The 21,861-nt window shown below is 68.3% G+C and carries 21 protein-coding genes; 12 read left to right on the plus strand and 9 right to left on the minus strand.

Features of this window, described 5'->3' with window-relative positions; translation table 11 throughout:
- Positions 1–52: 52 nt before the first annotated feature.
- The 5 genes from topA to tldD form a co-directional block, all read right to left on the minus strand.
- Positions 53–2,695: a type I DNA topoisomerase gene (topA, locus tag HMH01_RS04615; protein ID WP_171322919.1), complete on the minus strand. Its 2,643-nt coding sequence runs from the start codon at positions 2,693–2,695 to the stop codon at positions 53–55.
- An 83-nt stretch (positions 2,696–2,778) separates the two neighbouring features.
- Complete coding sequence (locus tag HMH01_RS04620; protein ID WP_171322921.1) at positions 2,779–4,227, minus strand: hypothetical protein; 1,449 nt, start codon at positions 4,225–4,227, stop codon at positions 2,779–2,781.
- Positions 4,228–4,269: 42 nt separating this feature from the next.
- Positions 4,270–5,409: a DNA-processing protein DprA gene (gene dprA / locus HMH01_RS04625; protein ID WP_171322923.1), complete on the minus strand. Its 1,140-nt coding sequence runs from the start codon at positions 5,407–5,409 to the stop codon at positions 4,270–4,272.
- Positions 5,410–5,444: 35 nt separating this feature from the next.
- The gene (locus tag HMH01_RS04630) at positions 5,445–5,960 is read right to left on the minus strand and encodes a hypothetical protein (RefSeq protein WP_171322925.1); all 516 of its coding nucleotides are present in this window, start codon (positions 5,958–5,960) and stop codon (positions 5,445–5,447) included.
- Between the two features lie 4 nt (positions 5,961–5,964).
- Positions 5,965–7,383 (minus strand): metalloprotease TldD, encoded by a 1,419-nt coding sequence (gene tldD / locus HMH01_RS04635; protein ID WP_171322928.1) that lies wholly within the window; start codon positions 7,381–7,383, stop codon positions 5,965–5,967.
- Positions 7,384–7,627: 244 nt separating this feature from the next.
- On the opposite strand from tldD, the gene coxB reads away from it, so the two are divergent.
- The 9 genes from coxB to HMH01_RS04680 all read left to right on the plus strand — a co-directional run bounded on the left by coxB (position 7,628) and on the right by HMH01_RS04680 (position 15,191).
- A complete protein-coding gene (coxB, locus tag HMH01_RS04640; protein ID WP_171322930.1) occupies positions 7,628–8,527 on the plus strand; it encodes a cytochrome c oxidase subunit II in 900 nt (299 codons plus the stop codon).
- Between the two features lie 20 nt (positions 8,528–8,547).
- A complete protein-coding gene (gene cyoE, locus HMH01_RS04645) occupies positions 8,548–9,507 on the plus strand; it encodes a heme o synthase (RefSeq protein ID WP_171322932.1) in 960 nt (319 codons plus the stop codon).
- Positions 9,508–9,509: 2 nt separating this feature from the next.
- Positions 9,510–9,713 carry a hypothetical protein gene (locus HMH01_RS04650; protein WP_171322934.1) on the plus strand — a complete coding sequence of 68 codons (204 nt, stop codon included), beginning with the start codon at positions 9,510–9,512 and terminating at the stop codon, positions 9,711–9,713.
- Positions 9,713–10,285 carry a cytochrome c oxidase assembly protein gene (locus HMH01_RS04655; RefSeq protein ID WP_171322936.1) on the plus strand — a complete coding sequence of 191 codons (573 nt, stop codon included), beginning with the start codon at positions 9,713–9,715 and terminating at the stop codon, positions 10,283–10,285. The genes HMH01_RS04650 and HMH01_RS04655 overlap by 1 nt, the downstream gene beginning before the upstream one ends.
- A gap of 32 nt (positions 10,286–10,317) precedes the next feature.
- The gene (locus tag HMH01_RS04660; protein WP_171322938.1) at positions 10,318–11,109 is read left to right on the plus strand and encodes a cytochrome c oxidase subunit 3; all 792 of its coding nucleotides are present in this window, start codon (positions 10,318–10,320) and stop codon (positions 11,107–11,109) included.
- Between the two features lie 86 nt (positions 11,110–11,195).
- A complete protein-coding gene (locus HMH01_RS04665) occupies positions 11,196–11,858 on the plus strand; it encodes an SURF1 family protein (protein WP_171322940.1) in 663 nt (220 codons plus the stop codon).
- 10 nt (positions 11,859–11,868) lie between these two features.
- Entirely contained in the window at positions 11,869–13,257 is a 1,389-nt protein-coding gene (gene thrC / locus HMH01_RS04670; protein ID WP_171322942.1) for a threonine synthase, read from the plus strand.
- Entirely contained in the window at positions 13,254–14,516 is a 1,263-nt protein-coding gene (locus tag HMH01_RS04675; protein WP_171322944.1) for a M16 family metallopeptidase, read from the plus strand. The genes thrC and HMH01_RS04675 overlap by 4 nt, the downstream gene beginning before the upstream one ends.
- 15 nt (positions 14,517–14,531) lie before the next feature.
- Complete coding sequence (locus HMH01_RS04680) at positions 14,532–15,191, plus strand: GNAT family N-acetyltransferase (RefSeq protein WP_171322946.1); 660 nt, start codon at positions 14,532–14,534, stop codon at positions 15,189–15,191.
- Here HMH01_RS04680 and HMH01_RS04685 read toward each other — a convergent pair.
- The gene (locus tag HMH01_RS04685; protein ID WP_171322948.1) at positions 15,115–16,314 is read right to left on the minus strand and encodes an MFS transporter; all 1,200 of its coding nucleotides are present in this window, start codon (positions 16,312–16,314) and stop codon (positions 15,115–15,117) included. The genes HMH01_RS04680 and HMH01_RS04685 overlap by 77 nt on opposite strands.
- A 103-nt stretch (positions 16,315–16,417) precedes the next feature.
- On the opposite strand from HMH01_RS04685, the gene HMH01_RS04690 reads away from it, so the two are divergent.
- Positions 16,418–17,230 carry an MBL fold metallo-hydrolase gene (locus HMH01_RS04690; protein WP_171322950.1) on the plus strand — a complete coding sequence of 271 codons (813 nt, stop codon included), beginning with the start codon at positions 16,418–16,420 and terminating at the stop codon, positions 17,228–17,230.
- A 15-nt stretch (positions 17,231–17,245) separates the two neighbouring features.
- A complete protein-coding gene (locus HMH01_RS04695) occupies positions 17,246–18,661 on the plus strand; it encodes an FAD-binding oxidoreductase (protein WP_171322952.1) in 1,416 nt (471 codons plus the stop codon).
- A 145-nt stretch (positions 18,662–18,806) separates the two neighbouring features.
- On the opposite strand, the gene HMH01_RS04700 is transcribed toward HMH01_RS04695, so the two are convergent.
- The 3 genes from HMH01_RS04700 to HMH01_RS04710 form a co-directional block, all read right to left on the minus strand.
- Positions 18,807–19,346: an adenine phosphoribosyltransferase gene (locus tag HMH01_RS04700; protein ID WP_171322953.1), complete on the minus strand. Its 540-nt coding sequence runs from the start codon at positions 19,344–19,346 to the stop codon at positions 18,807–18,809.
- Between the two features lie 60 nt (positions 19,347–19,406).
- Positions 19,407–20,279 (minus strand): S-methyl-5'-thioadenosine phosphorylase, encoded by an 873-nt coding sequence (locus HMH01_RS04705; protein ID WP_171322955.1) that lies wholly within the window; start codon positions 20,277–20,279, stop codon positions 19,407–19,409.
- Between the two features lie 248 nt (positions 20,280–20,527).
- Positions 20,528–21,139 (minus strand): flavin reductase family protein, encoded by a 612-nt coding sequence (locus HMH01_RS04710; RefSeq protein ID WP_171322957.1) that lies wholly within the window; start codon positions 21,137–21,139, stop codon positions 20,528–20,530.
- A 168-nt stretch (positions 21,140–21,307) separates the two neighbouring features.
- Here HMH01_RS04710 and HMH01_RS04715 point away from each other — a divergent pair, with 168 nt between their 5' ends.
- Positions 21,308–21,802: a GNAT family N-acetyltransferase gene (locus HMH01_RS04715; RefSeq protein WP_171322959.1), complete on the plus strand. Its 495-nt coding sequence runs from the start codon at positions 21,308–21,310 to the stop codon at positions 21,800–21,802.
- Positions 21,803–21,861 lie beyond the last annotated feature (59 nt).

A 21,861-nucleotide genomic window follows, 5' to 3' on the forward strand; every position in this document is an offset into this window, starting at 1 on the left:
GCATGGCCCGGCGCCCCCGGAAAGGGCGCCGTGGGGACAGGCCGGGCCGCCGTCACTCCGCGCCCGATACCTTCTTCGCGGTTGCCTTGCGCGGGGCTGCTTTCTTCGCGGTCTTTTTCGCCGTGGATTTCGCCGGGGCAGCCTTCCTGGTCGTGGTCGCCTTCGTTGTGCGCCTGGTCTTCGCGGCCGGTTTCTTCGCCGCGATCAGTTCCAGCGCCATCTCGAGCGTCACGTCCTCGGGCTCGGTTCCCTTGGGCAGCGTGGCGTTCACCTTGTCCCATTTGACGTATGGCCCGTAGCGCCCTTCCATCACCGCGATGGTCCCGCCATCCGGGTGGGTTCCCAACTCCTTCAGCGGCTTGGCGGCACTACCCCGCCCGCGTCCGCCGGCGGCCTTCTGTGCCAGCAACTCGACCGCGCGGTTCATGCCGATGGTGTAGACCTCCTCGGCATCCTTGATGTTGGCATAGACCTTGCGTGGCTTTTCCTTGGGGTCGTCGGCCGGGATCTCGTGCATCACATAGGGGCCGAAGCGGCCGATATTCGCCTCGACGATGCCGCCCTCGGGATGCTCGCCGATGAAGCGCGGCAGCGACAGAAGCTGAAGCGCGCGCGCCAGATCCACGGTGGACAGGTCCGCGCCCTTGGGGATCGAGGCGCGCTTGGGCTTCGGCTCTTCCTCGGTCGCCTCGCCAAGCTGCACATAGGGGCCGAAGCGACCCGTGCGCAGGGTGACTGGCGTGCCGTTGTCGTCATGGCCCAGCAGCTTGCCGTCGGGGCCGGCAAGGTCGCCGCCCTCGACCTCGCCCGACATGGGGCGGGTGTAGCGGCATTCGGGGTAGTTCGAGCAGCCGATGAACGCGCCGCCCGAACGCGCGGTCTTCAGGCTGAGCCGGCCCTTGCCGCAGGCCTTGCACTGGCGCGGGTCGGACCCGTCCTCGGTCGCGGGAAAGATGTGCGGGGCCAGAACCTCGTTGATCTTCTCCAGCACGTCGGTGATGCGCAGCTCCTGCGTCTCGGCGATCGCGGCCGAGAAGTCGGTCCAGAAGCGGCTCAGCACCTTCTGCCAGTCCGCATCGCCCGAGGTGATCCGGTCCAGATCCTCCTCCAGATCGGCGGTGAAGTCGTAGCCCACATACTTGCGGAAGTAGTTTTCCAGAAAGGCCGTCACCAGCCGGCCCTTGTCTTCGGGGACCAGGCGGTTCTGTTCCTTGCGGACGTAGTCGCGCTCCTGGATCACCGAAACGATCGAGGCATAGGTCGAGGGCCGGCCGATGCCGAGTTCCTCCATGCGCTTGACCAGCGTCGCCTCGGTGTAGCGCGGCGGCGGCTGGGTGAAGTGCTGTTCGGGCGTCACGTCGCGCGTCCGGGCCGGCTCGCCCTGGGTGATCTGGGGCAGGCGCTTGTCGTCGTCGTCCGCCACATCGTCGCGCCCTTCTTCATAGACCTTGAGGAAGCCGTCGAACAGCACGACCTGGCCGGTCGCGCGCAGCATCACCTGCCCGTCGGCGCTTCCAACGTCCACGGTGGTGCGCTCCAGCCGTGCGGCGGCCATCTGGCTGGCGATGGTGCGCTTCCAGATCAGGTCGTAGAGCTTGCGCTGATCCGGCTCCAGCTTGGCCAGCTTCTCGGGGCCCCGCGTCATGTCGGTCGGGCGGATGCACTCATGCGCTTCCTGCGCGTTCTTGGCCTTGTTCTTGTACATGCGTGGGCTCGAGGGCAGGTATTCCGCGCCGAAACGGTCCTTGATCGCATCGCGCGCCGCCATCACCGCCTCGGGCGCCATGTCGATGCCGTCGGTCCGCATGTAGGTGATGTGGCCCGCTTCATAGAGCCTTTGCGCCGCCGACATGGTCTGCCGCGCGCCCATGCCGAACTTGCGGCTGGCTTCCTGTTGCAGGGTCGAGGTCATGAAGGGCGCCGACGGGTTGCGGGCGCCGGGCTTCGCCTCGACGCTCTGCACCACCAGGTCGCGCGCCCGGATCGCGGCGACCGCCAGATCCGCCGCCTCGGCTGTCGCGATGTCGAACTTGTCGAGCTTGCGGCCGCCCAGCACGGTCAGCCGCCCCTCGTAGTCCTGCCCGCGCGGAGTCGAGAGCAGCGCCTTCACCGACCAGTATTCCCGGGCGCGGAAGGCCTCGATCTCCATCTCGCGCTCGACGATCAGGCGCAGGGCAACCGACTGCACGCGGCCGGCGGACTTGGCACCCGGCAGCTTGCGCCACAGAACCGGCGACAGGTTGAACCCCACCAGGTAATCCAGCGCCCGACGCGCGAGATAGGCCTCCACCAGTTCCATGTCGATCTGGCGCGGCTTCTGCATCGCTTCGGTCACGGCGGTCCGGGTGATCGCATTGAAGACGACCCGCTGCACGTTGGTGGATTTCTTCACCGCGCGCCGCTTTGTCAGCGCCTCCAGCAGGTGCCAGGAAATCGCCTCACCCTCGCGGTCGGGGTCGGTGGCAAGGATCAGCGTGTCGTCGTCCGCCATGGCGTCCGCGATTGCGCGGATATGGGCCTGGGACTTCGGATCCACCTCCCATTTCATGTCGAATCCATGTTCGGGATCGACGGAACCGTCCCTGGCGGGCAGGTCGCGGACATGGCCGTAGGAGGCGAGGACCTTGAAATCCTTGCCAAGATAGGCGTTGATCGTCTTCGCCTTTGCTGGGCTCTCGACTACGACGACGGCCATGAAAACTCCCGTTCGGAAATCCGCTGTTGCAACAAGGCGCGGAACATGTGGCCCGTTCGGGGCCGTGTCAAGCTGAGCCGGGATCAGTCGGCCCGCCGCACCACATAGCCCGATATCAGAAGTCGCGCTGCCGCAAGCCGCGGATCGGGGGGCAGGACGGGCACCGTTTCCGTCCCGCGCTGGGCGAGAAACGCCACCACGTCATCCACGGTTCCGTTCTCGTGCCAGCCCATGCCGATGACGGGACAGGACGCGGAAATCAGGGCCGGATCGTAATCGAGATAGTTCAGCGGCTCGCGGACCACGCGCCCGAAATAGACGCGCTGCGCGACCCGGTCCAGCTGGTCCGGGATGAAGACATAGACCGGTTCGCCGTCGCATTCCGGGATCGTTGCCTCGCGCAGGACCCATTCGACCATCTGCCCGTTGCGCGTGCCGTTGTCGGCGCTCCTGAGCCCGATGACCGCGACGATGGCCGTGACCGCCAGCCCTGCGACCAGCGGCCGCGCGCTGAAGCCGAGGTGCGGCGTCAGCATCCGGTCCGGAACGTGGAAAGCGATCGCCAACAGCACCGGCGGAACCAGCACCGTCAGGTTGCGCGACGATATGACCGGCGTATGGAAAGAGATCACGGCCGCCGCCACCAGCACCATCGCCCCGGGCAGGAACAGCCACAGGATGATGCGCGGGGGCTTCGGCGCGGCCCGCCCCTGCCGTGCCATCCGGCGGCGCAGGACAAGCGCGGTCAACAGGACCAGCATCGCCACCGCCTGCCAGCCCACGAAGTTCAGCAGCGGATCGAGTCCGTTGCGGATCCAGCCCTTGCCACCCGTGGATGCCAGCACGTCGGAGGCGACAAAGACCCAGCCGCAGAACAGTGCGAACAGCACCGCCGCGAGCCCCAGCCGCAGCGCGATGGCCCAGCGCGCCATGCCCATGCGCCAGCCGTGCAGCGCGCTGGCCGCCAGCAGCGACAGGCCGATCGCCGCGCCGAAGAAATGCAGCGACCACAGCAGGATGCAGCTAAGGATCAGCGTCGCATGCCGTGGCCGCTGACCGCCAAGTTCCAGCAGATAGGCGGCATGGGCCAGCCAGCCGAAGCCCAGCAGCAGCGCATAGGAGCGCAGGTCGAGGCCAAGCATCAGGGTGTAGAAGTTCACCACCAGCATGACCGTCAGCAGCGCCAGCCTGGCCGGGTCGAACACCTGGCGCAGCAACCAGAAGCCGTAGATCGCGGCCAGCAGCGCGGGCAGGTTCACCAGCCGCAGGTCGTAGCCGTAGGGGCCCATGTCGAACAGGCCCGCCATGCCCCGGATCAGCAGCGCATAGGTCGGCGGGTGCACGTCCGATTTCAGCAGTGCCCAGTCCAGATCCTGCCCAATGGCGGCGAAGCCCAGCGTGTAGACCTCGTCATACCAGTAGGACCGGTCGGCGCCGAAGACGATCACGACCAGCAGAAGCACGATCGCCAGCGCCTGGCAGATCGCCAGCCACAGCGGGAATGCCTGCTTCTGATCCTGCCCTGCCTGCATCGCCAGATGGATACCATCGGGCCCGTGCGCAGGCCAGCCGCTTCATTCCGCGTCCAGCCGCGAGACGAGGCCGCCGGCATGGCGCGTCAGGGCACCCGTCAGTTCCAGTTCCGCCAGCGCCGCGAGGATCTCTGCCGGCGGGGCGGCGATCTGGCGGATGAGCGCATCCTCGCTGATCGGCGCGGGGCCAAGCAGGTTCAGCAGTGCGGGCGCGATGCCGCCGGGAAGCGTACCCTTCGGACCCCTTGCGCGGTCTTCGGGCGCTGCGGCAGGGGCTTCCGTGCCAGCGGCCCCCAGCGCCTCGGCCACGTCGCGGGCGGACCGCACCAGCGTCGCCCCGTCGCGCAGCAGCATCAGGCATCCGGCGGCGCGGGCATCGAACGGGTGACCGGGCACCGCCATCACCTCGCGCCCCTGGTCGAGCGCGGTGCGCGCGGTGATCAGGCTGCCCGACTTGGCCGCCCCCTCGATCACGACAATGCCCGGGCACAGCCCCGATACGATGCGGTTGCGGCGCGGGAAATGCCGCGCCTGCGGCGAAAGCCCGGGCGGCATCTCGGTGACCAGCGCGCCGGACTCGGTGATGCGCGCGGCGAGTGCTGCGTTCTCGGATGGGTAGATGATGTCGATGCCGCCGGCCAGGACCGCGATCGTCCCGGAATCGACGCTTGCCTCGTGCACCGCGGTGTCGATGCCGCGCGCAAGCCCCGAGACGGTCACCAGCCCCAGCGCGCCAAGCCCGCGCGCCAGGTGGGCGGCCATGCGCATTCCCAGTGCCGAGGCGTTGCGCGCGCCCACCATGCCGACACGCATGCGCGTCGGTTCGGCAAGCCTGCCGCGCACCCACAGGAAGGGGGGCGGATCGGCGATTCGCGCCAGCAGGTCCGGGTAGTCCCGAGCCCCCAGCGGCACCGGGCGCGCGGCCGCCGCCCGACCCTGCGAGAGTTCTGCCGCCGCGATGTCGCGCGAGCAGGGGGCGTAGCCGCGCACCCCCGCATCCGCCGCGACACGGGGCAGCGCGTCAAGCGCCGCCGTGGCGGTGCCATGCTCTGCCAGGAGCCTGCGAAAGGTGGTGGCGCCCACGCGCGGGGACCGCGCAAGCCGCACCCAGTCGAGAAGCCCGCCCTCGTCGTCGGGGGGCGCGGGCAGCGGTGGTGTATCGGTGTCCGGAATATCCCTCATGGCCCCAGCCTTGGCAGGGGAGGGTTAAGGATCCCTCACTCGAAGACGCTGTCCACCCGCCGCCGCGGATCGAAGGCGTCGGGCCGCAAGAGCCGCAGCATCAGCCAGAAGAACAGCCCGAAGGGCAGGGCCACCGCCGCCCCGACAAGCCCCGCGCGAAGGCTGGCGCCCGGCACGCCGGCCCAGAGCCCGGCCACCGCGGCGGCGGCCCATGTGGCGGCAAAGCCAAGCACCAGCGCCACCAGCGACACCGCCGCCCAGCCGAGCCGCCCACCCCGCGCCATCGAGCGCGTGACCGGGATCGCGGCCAGCAGATAGGCCCAGGCGATGGCGGGCGACAGGATCATCGCTCCCAGCAGGTTCGCCACCTGGCGGGCCATGCCCGGCCGCGCCATGCCCTCCGTGTCGATCGAAACCGCGATCAGGATCGAGCGCAGGAAGAAACATGCCGCCGGAAGGGCCACCAGCGCCGTCAGCGCGGCGCCGGCGATCACCCTTAGCGGCAGGTTGCGCGCGGCCTCGGGGTCCGTCTTCCAGGCAGGCCAGGCCAAGACGTCAGGCGGCCGAACCGCCGACGGTCAGCCCCCCGATCAGGATCGTCGGCAGGCCGACCCCCACCGGAACCCATTGCCCGTTCTTGCCGCAATTCCCCATCCCCGGATCGAGCGTCATGTCGTTGCCGATCGCCCGGATATGCTGAAGCGAGGTGGCGCCGTCGCCGATCAGGGTCGCGCCCTTGATCGGCGCGCCGATCTTGCCGTTCCTGACCCGGTAGGCCTCGGTGCAGCTGAAGACGTACTTGCCGTTGGTGATGTCCACCTGCCCGCCGCCGAAGCCAACGGCATAGATGCCGTCCTTCAGGTCGGCCAGGATCGCGCCCGGCTCGGCATCGCCGCCCAGCATGTAGGTGTTGGTCATCCGCGGCATCGGGACATGCGCAAAGGACTGCCGGCGCCCGTTGCCGGTGGGGGCTACCCCCATCAGCCGGGCGTTCTGGCGGTCCTGCATGTAGTCCGTGAGGATGCCATCCTCGATCAGCACGTTCCTCGCGCTGGGCGTGCCTTCGTCGTCGAAGGTCAGCGAGCCGCGCCGATCCGGGATGGTCCCGTCATCCAGCACCGTCACGCCGTGGGCCGCGACACGCTGGCCCAGAAGCCCCGCGAAGGCCGAGGATTTCTTGCGGTTGAAATCGCCCTCGAGCCCGTGGCCAACCGCCTCGTGCAGCAGGATGCCGGGCCAGCCCGGGCCCAGCACAACGTCCATCACTCCCGCGGGGGCAGGCTCTGCCGAAAGGTTCACCCGGGCAATGCGCAGCGCCTCGCGCACCAGCCCCTGCCAGTGCGACGGCTCGATCAGCGGATCGAGCCCGTGGCGCCCGCCGCCGCCCGCGGACCCGCTCTCGCGGCGGCCATCCTTTTCCACCGTGACCGAGACGTTGATCCGGGTCATGGGGCGGAAATCCGACAGCCGCGCGCCGTCGGGGCGCAGGATCTCCACCTCCTGGACCGAAGCGGCAAGACTTGCCGACACCTGGACCACGAGGGGATCGAGCCCGCGGGCGAACGCGTCGAGCGCGCGCAGCGTCTCGACCTTGACCGGGAAGGGGATGGTGCTGACCGGGTCCACCTCGTCGTAAAGCCTGCGGTTGGTTCCCTGCGGCGCATCCGCAAGGCTGCCGCCGCCATCGCCGACCGCAAGCCGCGCGGTTTCCGCCGCGCGCTTCAGCGCCGCCTCGCTCAACTCGGTCGAATGCCCGTAGCCGGCGGTCTCTCCCTTCACGGCGCGCAGGCCGAATCCCTCGGCCGCGTCGTAGCTTGCGGTCTTGAGCCGGCCATCGTCGAACAGCAGGCTTTCCGAGCGCCGGCGCTCGAGGAACAGCTCGCCGTCATCGGCGCCGGCGGTGGCCTCGCGCAGGATGCCAAGGGCGGTCGTTTCGTCGAGATCGGTGTCGAAGGGGCTGAATCTTGCGGTCATCTGGGTGCTCTGCCTCTCGATTGGATACTCATAAGGTGGCGGAGCGCGGGGGATATGCAAGTGCGGACGCGCGCCTGCCTGCGGCGACATGGCGCTGCCGCGGCGCCCCCCCGATCTTGTCCTCTGGCGCGGCTTGTGCAAATTTCAAGCGCAAGAGAGAAACGGCGGGGGTCGGCTGCGCGCAAGCGGGGCAGGGCGCCTGCCACGCCGTAGATGCGGCAGGGACAACCAGGATACCGGAAGCATGAAATATCTGTCGAAGCTTGCCAGCCTCTGTGCATTCGCGGGTGTCGCGCTCAGCGCGCCCATGACCTGGGCTCAGGAAAACATCGAGGGGCTCGAATCCATCGGCAAGCCCGTTCCGGGCGGCATCGGGTTCCAGCCTGCCGCGACCGAGCTGGCGCGTGACATCCACTGGCTCGACAGCTTCCTCTTCGTGATCATCACCGTGATCGTGCTGTTCGTGACCGCGCTGCTGGCCGTCGTGGTCGTGCGCTACAACCGCAAGTCGAACCCGACCCCGGCCCGTTTCACGCACAACTCGGCGATCGAGGTGACCTGGACCCTGGTCCCCATCCTGATCCTGATCGTGATCGGCTCCTTCTCGCTGCCGATCCTGTTCAAGCAGCTCGAGGTGCCCGAGGCCGATGTCACCATCAAGACGACCGGCTTCCAGTGGGCCTGGAGCTACGAATACCCCGACAACGACATCCGCTTCGACAGCTACATGCTTGGCCTGGGCAAGGCAGAGATGGACGACGAGGTCCGCGCCGAGCTGGCCGAGTTCGGCTACTCCGAGGACGAGTGGAAGCTGGCGACCGACACCGCGATGGTGGTGCCCGTGAACCGCGTCGTTCGCCTTCAGGTGACCGCGTCGGACGTGATCCACTCGTGGAAGATCCCGGCCTTCGGCGTGCACATGGACGGCATTCCGGGCCGCCTGAACGAGACATGGTTCATGGCCGAGCAGGTCGGCACCTATTTCGGCCAGTGCTCGGAGCTGTGCGGCATCAACCACTCCTACATGCCGATCACCGTCAAGGTGGTGACCGACGAGCAGTATGCCGAGTGGGTGCAGTCCCAGGGCGGCGAGATGGTCGGCTTCCTCGAGGAGTACGCCGACATCGAACTCGCGTCCAACTGAACCCCTGAACCGGCAGACCCATGACCGACGCGAGCTGGAGCGAAACCACCACACCCCCGCGCGAGGCGCAGTTCGGCGATTACGTCGAACTGCTCAAGCCGCGCGTGATGCGGCTGGTGATCTTCACCGCGGCGGTCGGCCTGATCGCGGCGCCCGTCGCGGTGCACCCTGTGATCGCGGTCGCGACCATCCTGTGCATCGCGGTCGGTGCGGGCGCGTCGGGCGCGCTGAACATGTGGTGGGATGCGGATATCGACGCGGTCATGGGGCGCACGGCGAAGCGGCCCATCCCTTCGGGCCGCGTGACCGCGGACGAGGCGCTGGCCATCGGGCTTGCGCTGTCGGTCCTGTCGGTGATGTTCCTGTTCCTGTTCGGCAATGCGGTGGCGGCCGGGCTGCTGGCCTTCACCATCTTCTTCTATGCCGTGATCTATTCGATGTGGCTGAAGCGTGCGACGCCGCAGAACATCGTGATCGGCGGCGCCGCGGGCGCCTTCCCGCCGATGATCGGCTGGGCGGTCGCGACGGGCGGCGTCGGCATCGAAAGCGTGCTGATGTTCGCGCTGATCTTCCTGTGGACCCCGCCCCATTTCTGGGCGCTGGCGCTGTTCCGCAACGATGACTACACCAACGCCGCCGTCCCGATGCTGCCCGTCGTGGCCGGCACCCGTGTCACCCGCAACCAGATCCTGCTCTACACGCTGATCCTGGTGCCAGCCGCCCTTGCGCCGGCCTTTACCCAGGTGGGTGGGCCGCTCTATTTCGCGGTGGCCGCCGTGCTGAACGCGCAGTTCCTGTGGGGCGCGTGGCGCATCTGGCGGCGCGACGATGCGGCGGCGGCCGCCGATCGGTTCGCGGTCGAGAAGAAGTTCTTCGGTTTCTCGATCCTCTACCTGTTCCTGCATTTCGTCCTTCTTCTGGCCGAGGCCGTGCTGCGGGGCGTGGGCCTGACCCTTGAAACCTGGCCGGTGGTGCTGTGACGATGACCCGGAAATCCGCGATCACCCCCGACACCCACGAGATCTATGCCCGCCGCAAGGGCCGCAACCTTGCGCTCGGCCTTTGCCTTGCGGCGGTGGTGGGGATGATCTTCGCCGTGACCATCGTGAAGCTGAAAAGCGGGATCGAGCTGCGCGGCTTCGACCACACCTTCGAGACCGTCCCCGGAACCCTGGAGACGAACTGATGGACCGTCAGACGAAAACCGTCGCCACGCTGGTCGGTGTCGTCGCCTTCATGGGGGCGATGTCCTTCGCCGCGGTGCCGCTTTACGACTGGTTCTGCCGCGTGACCGGCTATGGCGGGGCGACCAACACCGCCTCGGCCGATTCCGATCGCGTGCTGGACCAGACCATCCGCATCCGGTTCGACGCCTCGCTCGACCGTGACATGCCGTGGGAGTTCCGTCCCGCGCAGCGCGAGGTGGAGGTCCGCATCGGCGAAACCGGCCTTGCCTTCTACGAGGCCTACAACCCGACCGACCGGCCCATCGCCGGCACCGCCAGCTACAACGTCACCCCCTATTCGGCAGGGCGCTATTTCAGCAAGATCCAGTGCTTCTGCTTCGAGATGCAGGTGCTGCAACCCGGCGAGCGGGTGCAGATGCCCGTGACCTACTATGTCGACCCGGAGATCGTGAACGACCGCGAGGCGAAATTCGTCCACACGATCACCCTGTCCTATACCTTCTACGAGACCGAACTTCCCGAAGAGGAAATCTCGCAGCTCGGCACCGAGCCGCGGGAAACAGTGAACTGACCCCGACGAGAGAGACGAGGGACGCATAAGCCATGGCGCACGAAAAGAACCACGACTACCACATCCTGCCACCCAGCATCTGGCCATTCGTCGGTGCGGTGGGGGCCTTCGTCATGCTGCTGGGCGGCGTGTTCTGGATGCGGGACCATTCCAACCCCTGGCTGTTCCTGATCGGCCTCGCGGTGGTGCTCTACACCATGTACGCATGGTGGTCCGACGTGGTGTCCGAAAGCCTTGCCGGCGACCACACCCCGGTGGTGCGCATCGGCCTGCGCATGGGCATGATCATGTTCATCATCTCCGAGGTGATGTTCTTCGCCGCCTGGTTCTGGTCGTTCTTCAAGCACGCGCTCTACCCGATGGCGGCGATCGACAACACCTGGCCGCCGCCCGGAATCGAGACGTTCGATCCCTGGCATCTGCCGCTGATCAACACGCTGATCCTGCTGTGCTCGGGCTGTGCCGCGACCTGGGCCCACCACGCCATCGCCCATGACAACGACCGCAAGGGGCTGGTCTGGGGCCTGAGCCTCGCCATCGCGCTGGGTGCGATCTTCACCGCCTTCCAGGCCTACGAGTACACCCACGCCGCCTTTGGCTTCGCGGGCAACATCTACGGCGCGAACTTCTTCATGGCGACGGGCTTCCATGGCTTCCATGTCATCATCGGCACGATCTTCCTGGCCGTGTGCCTCGGGCGGGCAATGAAGGGCCATTTCACCCCCGAGAAGCATCTCGGCTTCGAGGCCGCCGCCTGGTACTGGCACTTCGTGGACGTGGTCTGGCTGTTCCTGTTCTTCTCGATCTACATCTGGGGCGCGTAACCCGCCCCCACTGCCCCGCGCGGGCAGCACGAGAACCGGGCCGCGCGCGTCATGTGCGCGGCCTTCGCATTTTCCGGGAGGCGCAGATGAAACGCATGATCCTGCCCCTGGTCTTCGGCCTCGGGGGCGCAGCCATCCTGGTCACGCTGGCCGTCTGGCAGTTCCAGCGGCTGGAATGGAAGGAAGGGTTGATCGCGGCGATCGAGGCGCGGATCGGCGACGCGCCGGTGCCGCTGCCGGAAAGTCCCGATCCCGCGCGGGATCTCTACCTTCCCGTCACCGTCGAGGGGACCACGGGCGCGGCGGAGTTGCACGTCCTCACGTCCGTCCGGCCCGAGGGGCCCGGCTACCGCGTCATCGCCGCGCTGGAGACGGCGGAGGGAAGGCGCGTGCTGCTCGACCGCGGCTTCGTGCCCGAGGCGGCGAAGGACGATCCGCGCCCGCCCGCGACCCTTGCGGTGACAGGCAACCTTGCGTGGCCGAACGAGACCGACAGCTTCACCCCCGACCCCAACCTGGAACGCAACATCTGGTTCGCCCGCGACGTGCCCGCCATGGCCGCGGCGCTGGGGACAGAGCCGGTGCTGATCGTCCAGCGCAGCGGCCAGGGCTGGCCCCGGCCGCAGCCCGTAAGCGTCGATCTGCCCAACAATCATTTCCAGTATGCCGTCACCTGGTCGCTTCTGGCGGTGGCATGGCTGGCGATGACCGGCTATCTGCTGTATCGCATACGCCGCAATACCGTCTGAGGGGCAGAACATGCGCTACATCTCCACGCGCGGGCAGGCGCCCGTGCTCGGCTTCGAAGAAGCGATGCTGTCGGGCCTTGCGCGCGACGGCGGGCTCTACGTTCCCGAAACCTGGCCCACGCTTGGCCGGGAGGAGATCGCCGCCTTCGCGGGCCTGCCCTACGAGGAGGTGGCGTTCCGCGTGATGCGCCCCTTCGTCGGCGACGCCTTCACCGACACCGAGTTCCGCGGGATCATCGACCGCGCCTATGCGGGCTTTGGCCATGCTGCGCGTTGCCCGCTGGTGCAGCTCGATGCGAACCACTTCCTGCTGGAGCTGTTCCACGGCCCGACGCTGGCGTTCAAGGACGTGGCGATGCAGCTGATCGGGCAGATGTTCCAGGTGTCGCTGGGCCGCTCGGGGCGGCGCGTGACCATCGTGGGCGCCACCTCGGGCGATACCGGGTCGGCCGCGATCGAGGCGTTCCGCGGGCTCGAGGCGGTGGACGTGTTCATCATGTATCCGCATGGCCGCGTGTCGGACGTCCAGCGCCGGCAGATGACCACGGTGCCGGACGCCAACGTCCACGCGCTGGCCATCGACGGCGATTTCGACGATTGCCAGGCGCGGCTGAAGGACATGTTCAACCACCACGCGTTCCGCGACGAGATGGGGCTTGCCGGCGTCAACTCGATCAACTGGGCGCGGGTGCTGGCGCAGGTCGTCTATTTCTTCACCTCGGCCGTGGCGCTTGGCGCGCCGCACCGCCCTGTCCGCTTCACCGTGCCCACCGGCAATTTCGGCGACATCTTCGCGGGCTACGTCGCCCGGCGCATGGGTCTGCCGGTGGAGCGGCTTGCAATCGCGACCAACCAGAACGATATCCTGCACCGGACGCTGCAAAGCGGCGCGCATGTGAAGGAAGGGGTCGTCCCCTCGATCTCGCCCTCGATGGATATCCAGGTCAGCTCGAATTTCGAGCGTCTGCTGTTCGACCTGTATGATCGGGACGCGCAGGAGATCGCCCGGCTGATGGCGGCCCTGGGCCAGGCGGGCGGCTTCGAGCTGAGCCCGGCGGCGCTCGCGCAGTTGCGCGAGGGCTTCGCCTCGGGCCGCGCCTCGGAGGAGGAGACGGCAGATGCCATCCGCGCGACGCTGAGCCGTTCGGCAGAGCTTCTGTGCCCGCATTCGGCGGTCGGCGTGAAGGTGGCGGAAGAACAGCCCGCCAGCGCCGCGCCGATGATCACGCTCGCGACCGCGCATCCGGCCAAGTTCCCGGACGCGGTAGAGGCCGCGACGGGGATCCGCCCCGCGTTGCCTCAGCGCATGGCCGATCTGTTCGATCGGCCCGAGCGGCTGACGCGCCTGCCGAACGATCTTGCGGCGATCGAGAACTTCGTGTCAGGGAACCGCAGATGACCGTAAGAACCCACCGCCTGCCCAACGGCTTGAGGATCGTCACCGAGACGATGCCCGGCCTCCAGAGCGCCGCCATCGGCATCTGGGTCAATGCCGGCTGCCGCCACGAGACCGAGGCCGAGAACGGGATCGCCCATTTCCTTGAGCACATGGCCTTCAAGGGCACCGCGCGCCGCAGCGCGCTTCAGATCGCCGAGGCGATCGAGGATGTGGGCGGCTACATCAACGCCTATACCAGCCGCGAGACGACGGCCTATTACGCCCGCGTGCTGGGGGCCGATGTGCCGCTTGCGCTGGACGTGATATCCGACATCGTGCTGAACCCGGCCTTCGATCAGAAGGAGATCGAGACAGAGCGCGGCGTGATCCTGCAGGAAATCGGCCAGGCGCTGGATACGCCCGACGACATCATCTTCGACTGGTTGCAGGAGGTGTCCTTTCCCGGCCAGTCCATGGGCCGGCCCATCCTAGGCCCGCCCGAGCTTGTGTCGCGTTTCACGCGCGAGGATCTGACCCGGTTCGTGGCCAACCATTACGGCCCGGGCCAGCTGATCCTGGCCGCCGCCGGGCAGGTGGATCACGACGCCATCGTGGCCCAGGCCGAGCAGATATTCGGCGACATCCCAGCGCGCCCGGGCCAGGTGGTGGAACTTGCCCGCTATTCGGGTGGCGAGCGGCGCAAGGTGAAGAAGCTTGAACAGGCGCATTTCGCCCTGTCGCTGGAAAGCCCCTCCTATCGCGCGGACGAGATCTACAGCGCGCAGCTGCACGCCGCCATCCTGGGCGGCGGCATGTCCTCGCGCCTGTTCCAGGAGGCGCGGGAGAAGCGCGGGCTTTGCTATACCATCTTCGCGCAGACCGCCGCCTATGCCGACAGCGGCGCGCTGATGATCTATGCCGGCACCGCCGGCAGCAGCATCCGCGACCTGAGCCATGTGGTGACGGACGAGCTGAAGCGCCTGCCCGACAGCCTGACCGATGCCGAGCTGGAGCGCGCGCGCGCCCAGATGAAGGCGGGGCTTCTGATGGGGCTCGAAGGGCCGTCGGGCCGCTGCGAGCGGCTGGCGCGGATGCTGGCGATCTGGGACCGGGTGCCCGACGTGTCCGAGGCGGTGGAACGGATCGACGCCGTGACCCGCGACGACGTGGCCAGCTTCGGCGCGCGGCTGTGCGAGACGGCCGCCCCGGCGCTGGCGCTTTACGGTCCCGTGTCCAGGGCGCCGGATCACGAGTCGATCCGCGCCCGGCTGGCCGCCTGACGGGGGCCGCGAAGCGTGTTCCTGCGCCGCCGTCCCCGGGTCCTGATCAACACCGAAAGGCTGGTGTTGCGCCTGCCCGAGATGGCCGACCACGCGCCCTGGGTCACCCTGCGGCGGCAGTCCGAGGCGTTCCTGCTGCCCTGGGAGCCCGAGCGATCGGGCGACCAGACATCGCCGCGCGCCTTTCGCAACCGCGTCCACTGGGCCGCCCGCGCCTTCGAGCAGGAGCGCGCGCTGGCCCTGCTCCTGACCCGCCGGCAGGACGGCGCGCTGCTGGGGGGCATCACCCTCGACAACATCCGCAAGGGACCGGCGCAGTCGGGCACGGTCGGCTACTGGATCGGCCAGCCCCATGCCCGGCAGGGCTACATGCGCGAGGCGCTGGAGGCAGTGGTCCACCACGCGTTCCGCGAGATGGGGCTGAGCCGGATCGAGGCGGCGACCCTGCCCGAGAACGCGCCCTCGCGGGCGCTGCTGGAAAAATCCGGCTTCAAGTACGAGGGCGTCGCGCAAAGCTACCTGCAGATCGCCGGGCGCTGGCGGACCCATGTGCTTTACGCCAACATCCGTTCGGACCGGCGTGGCCGGGTGGATGGCACTACTGGCGCTGGACTTCCCGCAGGCGAAGGGCGGCGCGTGCCCCCAGAAGAGATTGCGCGGCAAAGATCCAGATGACCGCGACCGTGCCGAACAGCCCGGCCACCGCGCCGTAAAGCCCGCCCAGAAGCAGCAGCACGCCGATCACCGTGTTCGACACCGCGGTAAAGCCCGCGCGGCTGCCCGCATCCGCCATGTCCGTCAGATGGGTGGAGCGGCCCAGCCGCACGCCCTGATGGGCGATCATCAACAGGAACAGAAGCGCCGCCGAAACCGCCCCCGGCGCGTCCCGCCCGGCCAGCGCGACGCCTGCAAGCGTCAGCGCCGCCAGCAGCCCCGCCAGCGCCAGCACCTTGCGCGACGAGCGGTCGGACAGCCAGCCCCAGACCCAGGCGCTGACAAGGGCCGCCAGGGCCGAGGCGGCCACCATCCAGCCCAGCCGATCAAGCGAGGCCGCCGACAGCGTCACCACGAAGGGCGGCGCAAGGGCTGTCGCTATCAAGAGCCCCCGCGTCAGGATGAAGGCACGCAATTGCGGCTCTGTCTTCAGCAGGCCCAGGTTCTCGCGCATGGCGGCCAGCGGCTCGGTATCCTCTGCCTGCGCCTTGGCGGGTTCGTCCAGCCGGGTGAAATTCGCCGCCGCCAGCAGCCAGAGCCCCGCCGCCAGCGCCACCGCGCCCGCGATCAGGGGCAGGCTGGGGCCGGGACCGAAGGCAAGGATCGCGGCAAAGCCCAGGATGCCCACGGCCGAAAGCGACCCCGCCAGCCCGGTCGTCTGCCCGCGCTCGGATTTCGGCACCGTCTTGCCCAGAACATGCTTGTAGCTGGCCGAACATACGCTGCGCGCCAGCGCCAGCACCGCAAGGCAGGCAAGGATGGCGCCACCCGCCACCGGCCCCTGAAGCAGCAGCACCGCCAGCGCGATGCCCCCTGCCGCCAGCCCCTGCACCGCGCTGCCCATCGCCCAGACATGGCGCGCGGCCTCTGTCGCCCGGATCCGGCCCGAGATGAACAGCTGCGGCAGCAGCGCGCCCGCCTCGCGGATCGGGACCAGCAGGCCGATCATCGCGGCCGGTGCCCCCAGCGCGGTCATCAGCCAGGCCAGCACCAGCTTGGGGTCGATCAGCCCGTCGGCCAGCTTGGTCAGGCCCAGGCTTGTCGCGTGGATGCGGCGGTTATGGCGTGTCGTCCTGTCTGTCATCGCGACCACAGTGTCGCGGATCGATGCGACGTCAAGCCCGCAAGGCTGGACCGGAACCGGATCGCACTAGGTGATGAAGGGTCCATCCCGCCGGAGATCCGCCATGTTCAAGCGCCTTTTCCTCACCCTGTCCCTGATCCCGGGCCTTGCCGCCGCGCAGGATCTGCAAAGCCATTGCATCGCGCTGGTCGAGAACGAATTTTCCGACATCCGCTTCGCCAGCTTCGGCGCCGATCTCAGTCGCGAGCAGGTGCGGATCAGCTATGTCGATCACTCGATGTTCCTGATCGAGACGCCCGAGGGCATCGGCATCGCCACCGATTTCAACGGCTTCGTCGGCGTGGACGTGGTTCCCGACGTGGTGACCATGAACAACGCCCATTCCACGCACTGGACCCCGACCCCGGACCCCCGGATCCCGCACGTCCTGCGCGGCTGGGGCGACGAGAACGGCCCGGCCGCGCATCGGCTGACCCTGGAAGACGAGATCCTGATCCGCAACGTGACCACCGACATCCGCTCGGGCTTTTCCGGAGTGGTGCCCGACGGCAACTCCATCTTCATCTTCGAGGTGGCGGGGCTCTGCATCGGCCATCTGGGCCACCTGCACCACGAGCCGTCCGAGGCGCAGTATGCCGCGATCGGCCGGCTCGACGTGGTGATGGCCGCGGTGGATGGCGGCATGACCGTCGATATCGGCACCATGTCGCGCATCGTCAGCCGGTTGCGGTCGTCGGTGGTGCTGCCGATGCACTGGTTCGGGCGGTCCACGCTGGAGCGGTTCCTGGCCGAGATGTCCGACGAATTCGAGATCGAGCTGGTCGAGGGGAATTCCACCACCCTCTCCTTGCGCGACCTGCCGCGCAGCCCTACGATCCGGGTGCTGACGCCAGCCTATTTCGAGGCGCGGAACTAGGGACACGACCACATCATGACGCTTGCCGCCGCAACGCCCGACCTGATCCGGGCGCTGTCCGAAACATTGCCAGAGGGCCGCGTGACCCCGGTGCCCGACGCCTATCTGACAGAGCCGCGGGGCCGCTATACCGGAACCTCCCAGGCGCTGGTGCGCCCGGTGAACACCGCCGAGGTGGCAGAGGTCGTCCGCTACGCCGCCCGGCACCGCATCGGCATCGTTCCCTATGGCGGCGGCACCGGGCTGGTCGCGGGGCAGGTGGGGCTGGGGGCGCCGACGCTTCTGGTCTCGCTCGAACGCATGGACAAGGTGCGGCTGGTCGATCCCGATGACAACGTGATGATCGCCGAGGCGGGCGTTATCCTGAAGGACGCGCAGGACGCGGCGCAGGCGGCGGACCGGCTGTTCCCGCTGTCGCTTGCCTCGGAGGGGTCGGCGCGGATCGGCGGGCTTCTGGCCACCAATGCCGGCGGCGTGCAGGTGCTGCGCTATGGCAATGCGCGGGAACTCTGCCTCGGGATCGAGGCGGTGCTGCCCGACGGGTCGGTGTTCGACGGCCTGAAGCGGCTGCGCAAGGACAATACCGGCTACGACCTGCGCAACCTGCTGATCGGCTCGGAAGGAACGCTGGGGATCATCACCGCCGCCAGCCTGCGGCTGTTCCCCCGACCCGTCGAGACGGCGACGGCGCTGGTCGCCACCGAAGACCCCGACGCCGCGCTGAGGCTTCTGGCGCTGATGCGCGCGCGGCTGGGCGAGACGCTGAGCGCCTTCGAGCTGATGCACCGGCAGGGGCTGGATTTCCTGGCCGAGACGATGCCCGAGACGCGCCAGCCCTTTGCCGAGCCGCCCGAATGGTCGGTGCTGATCGAGGCGGGCGCAGGCCAGGGCGCGATGGTCGCGGCCCGGCTTCAGGACGCGCTGGCCGAGGCGCTGGAGGACGCGCTGATCCAGGATGCGCTGATCGCGCAGACCGGGCAGCAGGCGGCCAGCTTCTGGGACATCCGCGAACGTATCCCCGAGGCGAACCGCCTGATCGGGGCCATCGCCTCGCATGACATTTCGGTGCCGGTCTCGCTGGTGCCCGAGTTCATCCGCCGGGGCGATGCGGCGCTGCACGCGATGGACCCGAGCCTCAGGATCAACTGCTTCGGCCATCTGGGCGACGGCAACCTGCACTACAACCTGTTCCCGCCCAAGGGTGGCGACCGTGCCGCATTTGACAACAGCCGCAAGGCGCTGACCGAATGCGTGCACGATCTTGCGCACGCGTTGGGCGGGTCGGTCAGCGCGGAACACGGGATCGGCCGGCTGAAGACCGCGGACCTGGTGCGCTACGGTGATCCGGCGAAGCTGGCCGCGATGCGGGCGATCAAGGCGGCGCTGGATCCCCTTGGGATCATGAACCCCGGCGCCGTTCTCGATGCCTGAGGCGGAAAAGTGAAACGCCCCCCGGTGGAAGGCGGGGGGCGTTGAGGGGCAGGACGCCCCGGAGGATGCAAGCAACATCCGGCGTTGCTCCGGACATGCTCTTGCTAGCGTTAATCGGTTAACGAATGGTTATCGTCACGCGGGCTCAGTGCCCCTCGAAGGCGCAGAGCGCGTGAACGTCCAGCCCCAGCGCTTCGAGCCGCTTGCGCCCGCCGAGTTCGGGCAGTTCGATGATGAAGGCGGTGGACGCGACCTCGCCGCCAAGCTGCTCGATCAGGCGCACCCCGGCCTCGGCGGTGCCGCCCGTGGCCAGCAGGTCGTCAACCAGCAGCACCCGGTCGCCGGGCTGGATCGCGTCGTCATGTACCTCCATCACCGCCTCGCCGTATTCCAGGGCATAGGCCTGCTCGATGGTGCGGGCCGGCAGCTTGCCCTTCTTGCGGATCGGCACGAAACCCACCGACAGCTGGTGCGCCACCGCGCCGCCCAGGATGAAGCCCCGCGCCTCGAGCCCGGCCACCTTGTCGATGCGGATGCCGGCATAGGGGTGAAGCAGCTGGTCGATCGCCATGCGGAAGCCGCGCGCGTCCTGGAACAGGGTGGTCACGTCGCGGAACATGATCCCCGGCTGGGGGAAGTCGGGAATGGTGCGGATGAAGGATTTCACGTCGCGGGGGGTCGGCATGGCTTGGCTCCGTTCAGGACGGCCGGACCCTAGCGCCCCGGCCGGGGGGCGTCCAGCGGGTCAGCGCAGCACCCGCCCCGCCACCGCGTCGAGCCGCGCGAGAAGGCCCGCGTCGCGCCGGTCGGGCGCGGTGATGAGCGCGGTTTCCAGCGCCCGGTCGCAGCCCTCGGGGCAGGGGTCGGGGCGCTGGCCAAGCCTTGCGGGCAGGCCGCGCAGCATGCGCCGGGCGGCGTCGGCATTGGCGCCGAGAACGCGCAGGATGTCGGTCACCTGCACGGCGGCGTGTCCGGGGTGCCAGCAGTCGTAATCGGTGACCATGGCGACCGGCGCGTAGCACAGCTCTGCCTCGCGGGCGAGTTTCGCCTCGGGCATGTTGGTCATGCCGATCACGTCGCAGCCCCAGACCTCGCGGTAGAGGCGGCTTTCGGCCAGCGTCGAGAATTGCGGCCCCTCCATCGCGAGATAGGTGCCGCCGCGATGGACCCGGACGCCCGCCGCCTCGGCCGCCGTGGCGCAGGCCGCGGAAAGCCGGGCGCAGGTCGGGTGCGCGAGCGAGACATGGGCCACGCAGCCGGTGCCGAAGAAGCTGGAGGCGCGGCCCGTGGTGCGGTCGATGAACTGGTCCACGAACACGAAATCGCCCGGCGCCATGTCCTCGCGGAACGAGCCGCAGGCCGAGACGGCGATCACGTCGGTCACGCCCAGGCGTTTCAGCGCGTCGATGTTGGCGCGGTAGTTGACGGTCGCGGGGCTGTGGACATGCCCGCGGCCGTGGCGGGGCAGGAAGACCAGGCGCAGCCCGTCGAGCCGGCCGGTGAGCAGCTGGTCCGACGGTTCGCCCCAGGGGGTTTCAACGGTGAGCCATTCCGCCCCTTCCAGCCCGGAAAGGTCATAGACCCCGCTGCCGCCGATGACCCCGATCACCTGTTCCATGCACCGCTCCGTGGTTCGTGCGGGGGCGATGCTAGGGCCGCCGGTGCGGGCGGTAAACCGGGTTCGCGACAGGCAGATAAGGTTAACGTGCTGTTAACCAATGTGGCGAACGCCGCGGTGAAAACCGGTGTTGCCCGCGTTTTCCGCCCGGAACGGTGCGCCGGGTGTGAGACTGGCGCCTTGCGAAGGGGGCGTTGCGATGCGCCGCAGATTACCCTGCCCCCGTGAAGGAAGGGTAAATCCGCGCCTCAGCTCTGGCCCGGACGGTTCAGCGAGAAGACCTCGGTCACGGTGGCGTAGTCGCGGTAGCCGAGGCGCGCGAGCGGGTTGAAGCGCAGCACGTCGAAGATGCCGTCGCGGAGCATCGCCTCGTCGATATGGATGCCCACCACCTCGCCGATGACCATGACGTTGGCCTTGCCCGGCAGCTCGACGATCTTCCACAGCCGGCATTCCAGCGCGCCGGGAACGCCCCGGACGCGGGGGGGTGCCACAAGCTGGCTTGGCTCCTTTTCCAGCCCCGCCAAATCGAACTCGTCCACATCCGCGGGGTAGCTGCCCGAGGTCGCGTTCATTGCGTCCTTCATGGCCAGGCCCACGATATTGCACACGAATTCGCCGGTTGCGCGGATATTGGCGACGCTGTCCTTGGCGAAGGGCTGGTCGGGCTTGGTGCCGGTATTCGAGAACATCACCATCGGCGGGTCGTCCGACAGCGCGTTGAAGAAGCTGTAGGGCGCGAGGTTCACGCGGCCCCCGGCGTCCTGGCTGGAGATCCAGCCGATCGGGCGGGGCGTGACCATCGCCTTGAAGGGGTTGTGCGGCAGCCCGTGGGGGTCGATGCCGGGGCGATAGAACATGCCTGCGCCTTTCGCTATTGGTTCTTTCCCCCTAGCTAGTGTCGTGCTAACGCGAAGTCGAGACAGGGACGGGAAACGACATGGCCGGTTGCAGGCGACGCGGGTGAACGAAAGGGGGCGCAAGGCAGGCCCCCGGCTCGACCCTTTCCGCCGCAACGAAGGCCGCCCATGTTCCGCATCACCCCCGAGACACCCGACGACAGCTACGAAGTTGAAATGCTTTACGATCTGGCCTTCGCGCCGGGGCGGACGGCGCTGTCGTCGTATCGGCTGAGGGACGGGGTCGCGCCGGTCGCGGGGCTGTCCTGCGTGGCGCGGGACGAATATGACGCGCTGGTGGGGGCGATCCGCTACTGGCCGGTGCGGGTCGGCGAGGCGGGGGTGCCTGCGCTGCTCTTGGGGCCCGTGGCCGTCCACCCGACCCGGCAGGGCGAGGGGCTGGGCGCGCTGCTGATCGGCTACAGCCTTGATCGTGCAACGGAAACCGGCTGGGAGCGGGTGCTGCTGGTGGGCGATTACCCCTATTACCGCCGCTTCGGTTTCGAGAAGGTGGAGGTGGAGTTTCCACCGCCCACCAACCCCGACCGGGTGCTGGGACGGGAGCTGGCGCCGGGTGCGCTGGCCGGTCTGCGGGGCCGAGTGCGGCGCTGGACGGAGGCCTGAAACGGCGTCTGGAAAACGTCTGGAAAGTGTATGGCAAGTGTATGGCACCCGTCGGGTGC

Source organism: Halovulum dunhuangense (genome assembly GCF_013093415.1).
Classification (GTDB): Bacteria; Pseudomonadota; Alphaproteobacteria; order Rhodobacterales; family Rhodobacteraceae; genus Halovulum; species Halovulum dunhuangense.

Bases quoted from the DNA above. Each gene is read 5' to 3' on its own strand.
- topA (WP_171322919.1), bottom strand. From the start codon at position 2,695: ATGGCCGTCGTCGTAGTCGAGAGCCCAGCAAAGGCGAAGACGATCAAC.
- HMH01_RS04620 (WP_171322921.1), bottom strand. From the start codon at position 4,227: ATGCAGGCAGGGCAGGATCAGAAGCAGGCATTCCCGCTGTGGCTGGCG.
- dprA (WP_171322923.1), bottom strand. From the start codon at position 5,409: ATGAGGGATATTCCGGACACCGATACACCACCGCTGCCCGCGCCCCCC.
- tldD (WP_171322928.1), bottom strand. From the start codon at position 7,383: ATGACCGCAAGATTCAGCCCCTTCGACACCGATCTCGACGAAACGACC.
- coxB (WP_171322930.1), top strand. From the start codon at position 7,628: ATGAAATATCTGTCGAAGCTTGCCAGCCTCTGTGCATTCGCGGGTGTC.
- cyoE (WP_171322932.1), top strand. From the start codon at position 8,548: ATGACCGACGCGAGCTGGAGCGAAACCACCACACCCCCGCGCGAGGCG.
- HMH01_RS04650 (WP_171322934.1), top strand. From the start codon at position 9,510: ATGACCCGGAAATCCGCGATCACCCCCGACACCCACGAGATCTATGCC.
- HMH01_RS04655 (WP_171322936.1), top strand. From the start codon at position 9,713: ATGGACCGTCAGACGAAAACCGTCGCCACGCTGGTCGGTGTCGTCGCC.
- HMH01_RS04660 (WP_171322938.1), top strand. From the start codon at position 10,318: ATGGCGCACGAAAAGAACCACGACTACCACATCCTGCCACCCAGCATC.
- HMH01_RS04665 (WP_171322940.1), top strand. From the start codon at position 11,196: ATGAAACGCATGATCCTGCCCCTGGTCTTCGGCCTCGGGGGCGCAGCC.
- thrC (WP_171322942.1), top strand. From the start codon at position 11,869: ATGCGCTACATCTCCACGCGCGGGCAGGCGCCCGTGCTCGGCTTCGAA.
- HMH01_RS04675 (WP_171322944.1), top strand. From the start codon at position 13,254: ATGACCGTAAGAACCCACCGCCTGCCCAACGGCTTGAGGATCGTCACC.
- HMH01_RS04685 (WP_171322948.1), bottom strand. From the start codon at position 16,314: ATGACAGACAGGACGACACGCCATAACCGCCGCATCCACGCGACAAGC.
- HMH01_RS04690 (WP_171322950.1), top strand. From the start codon at position 16,418: ATGTTCAAGCGCCTTTTCCTCACCCTGTCCCTGATCCCGGGCCTTGCC.
- HMH01_RS04695 (WP_171322952.1), top strand. From the start codon at position 17,246: ATGACGCTTGCCGCCGCAACGCCCGACCTGATCCGGGCGCTGTCCGAA.
- HMH01_RS04700 (WP_171322953.1), bottom strand. From the start codon at position 19,346: ATGCCGACCCCCCGCGACGTGAAATCCTTCATCCGCACCATTCCCGAC.
- HMH01_RS04705 (WP_171322955.1), bottom strand. From the start codon at position 20,279: ATGGAACAGGTGATCGGGGTCATCGGCGGCAGCGGGGTCTATGACCTT.
- HMH01_RS04710 (WP_171322957.1), bottom strand. From the start codon at position 21,139: ATGTTCTATCGCCCCGGCATCGACCCCCACGGGCTGCCGCACAACCCC.
- HMH01_RS04715 (WP_171322959.1), top strand. From the start codon at position 21,308: ATGTTCCGCATCACCCCCGAGACACCCGACGACAGCTACGAAGTTGAA.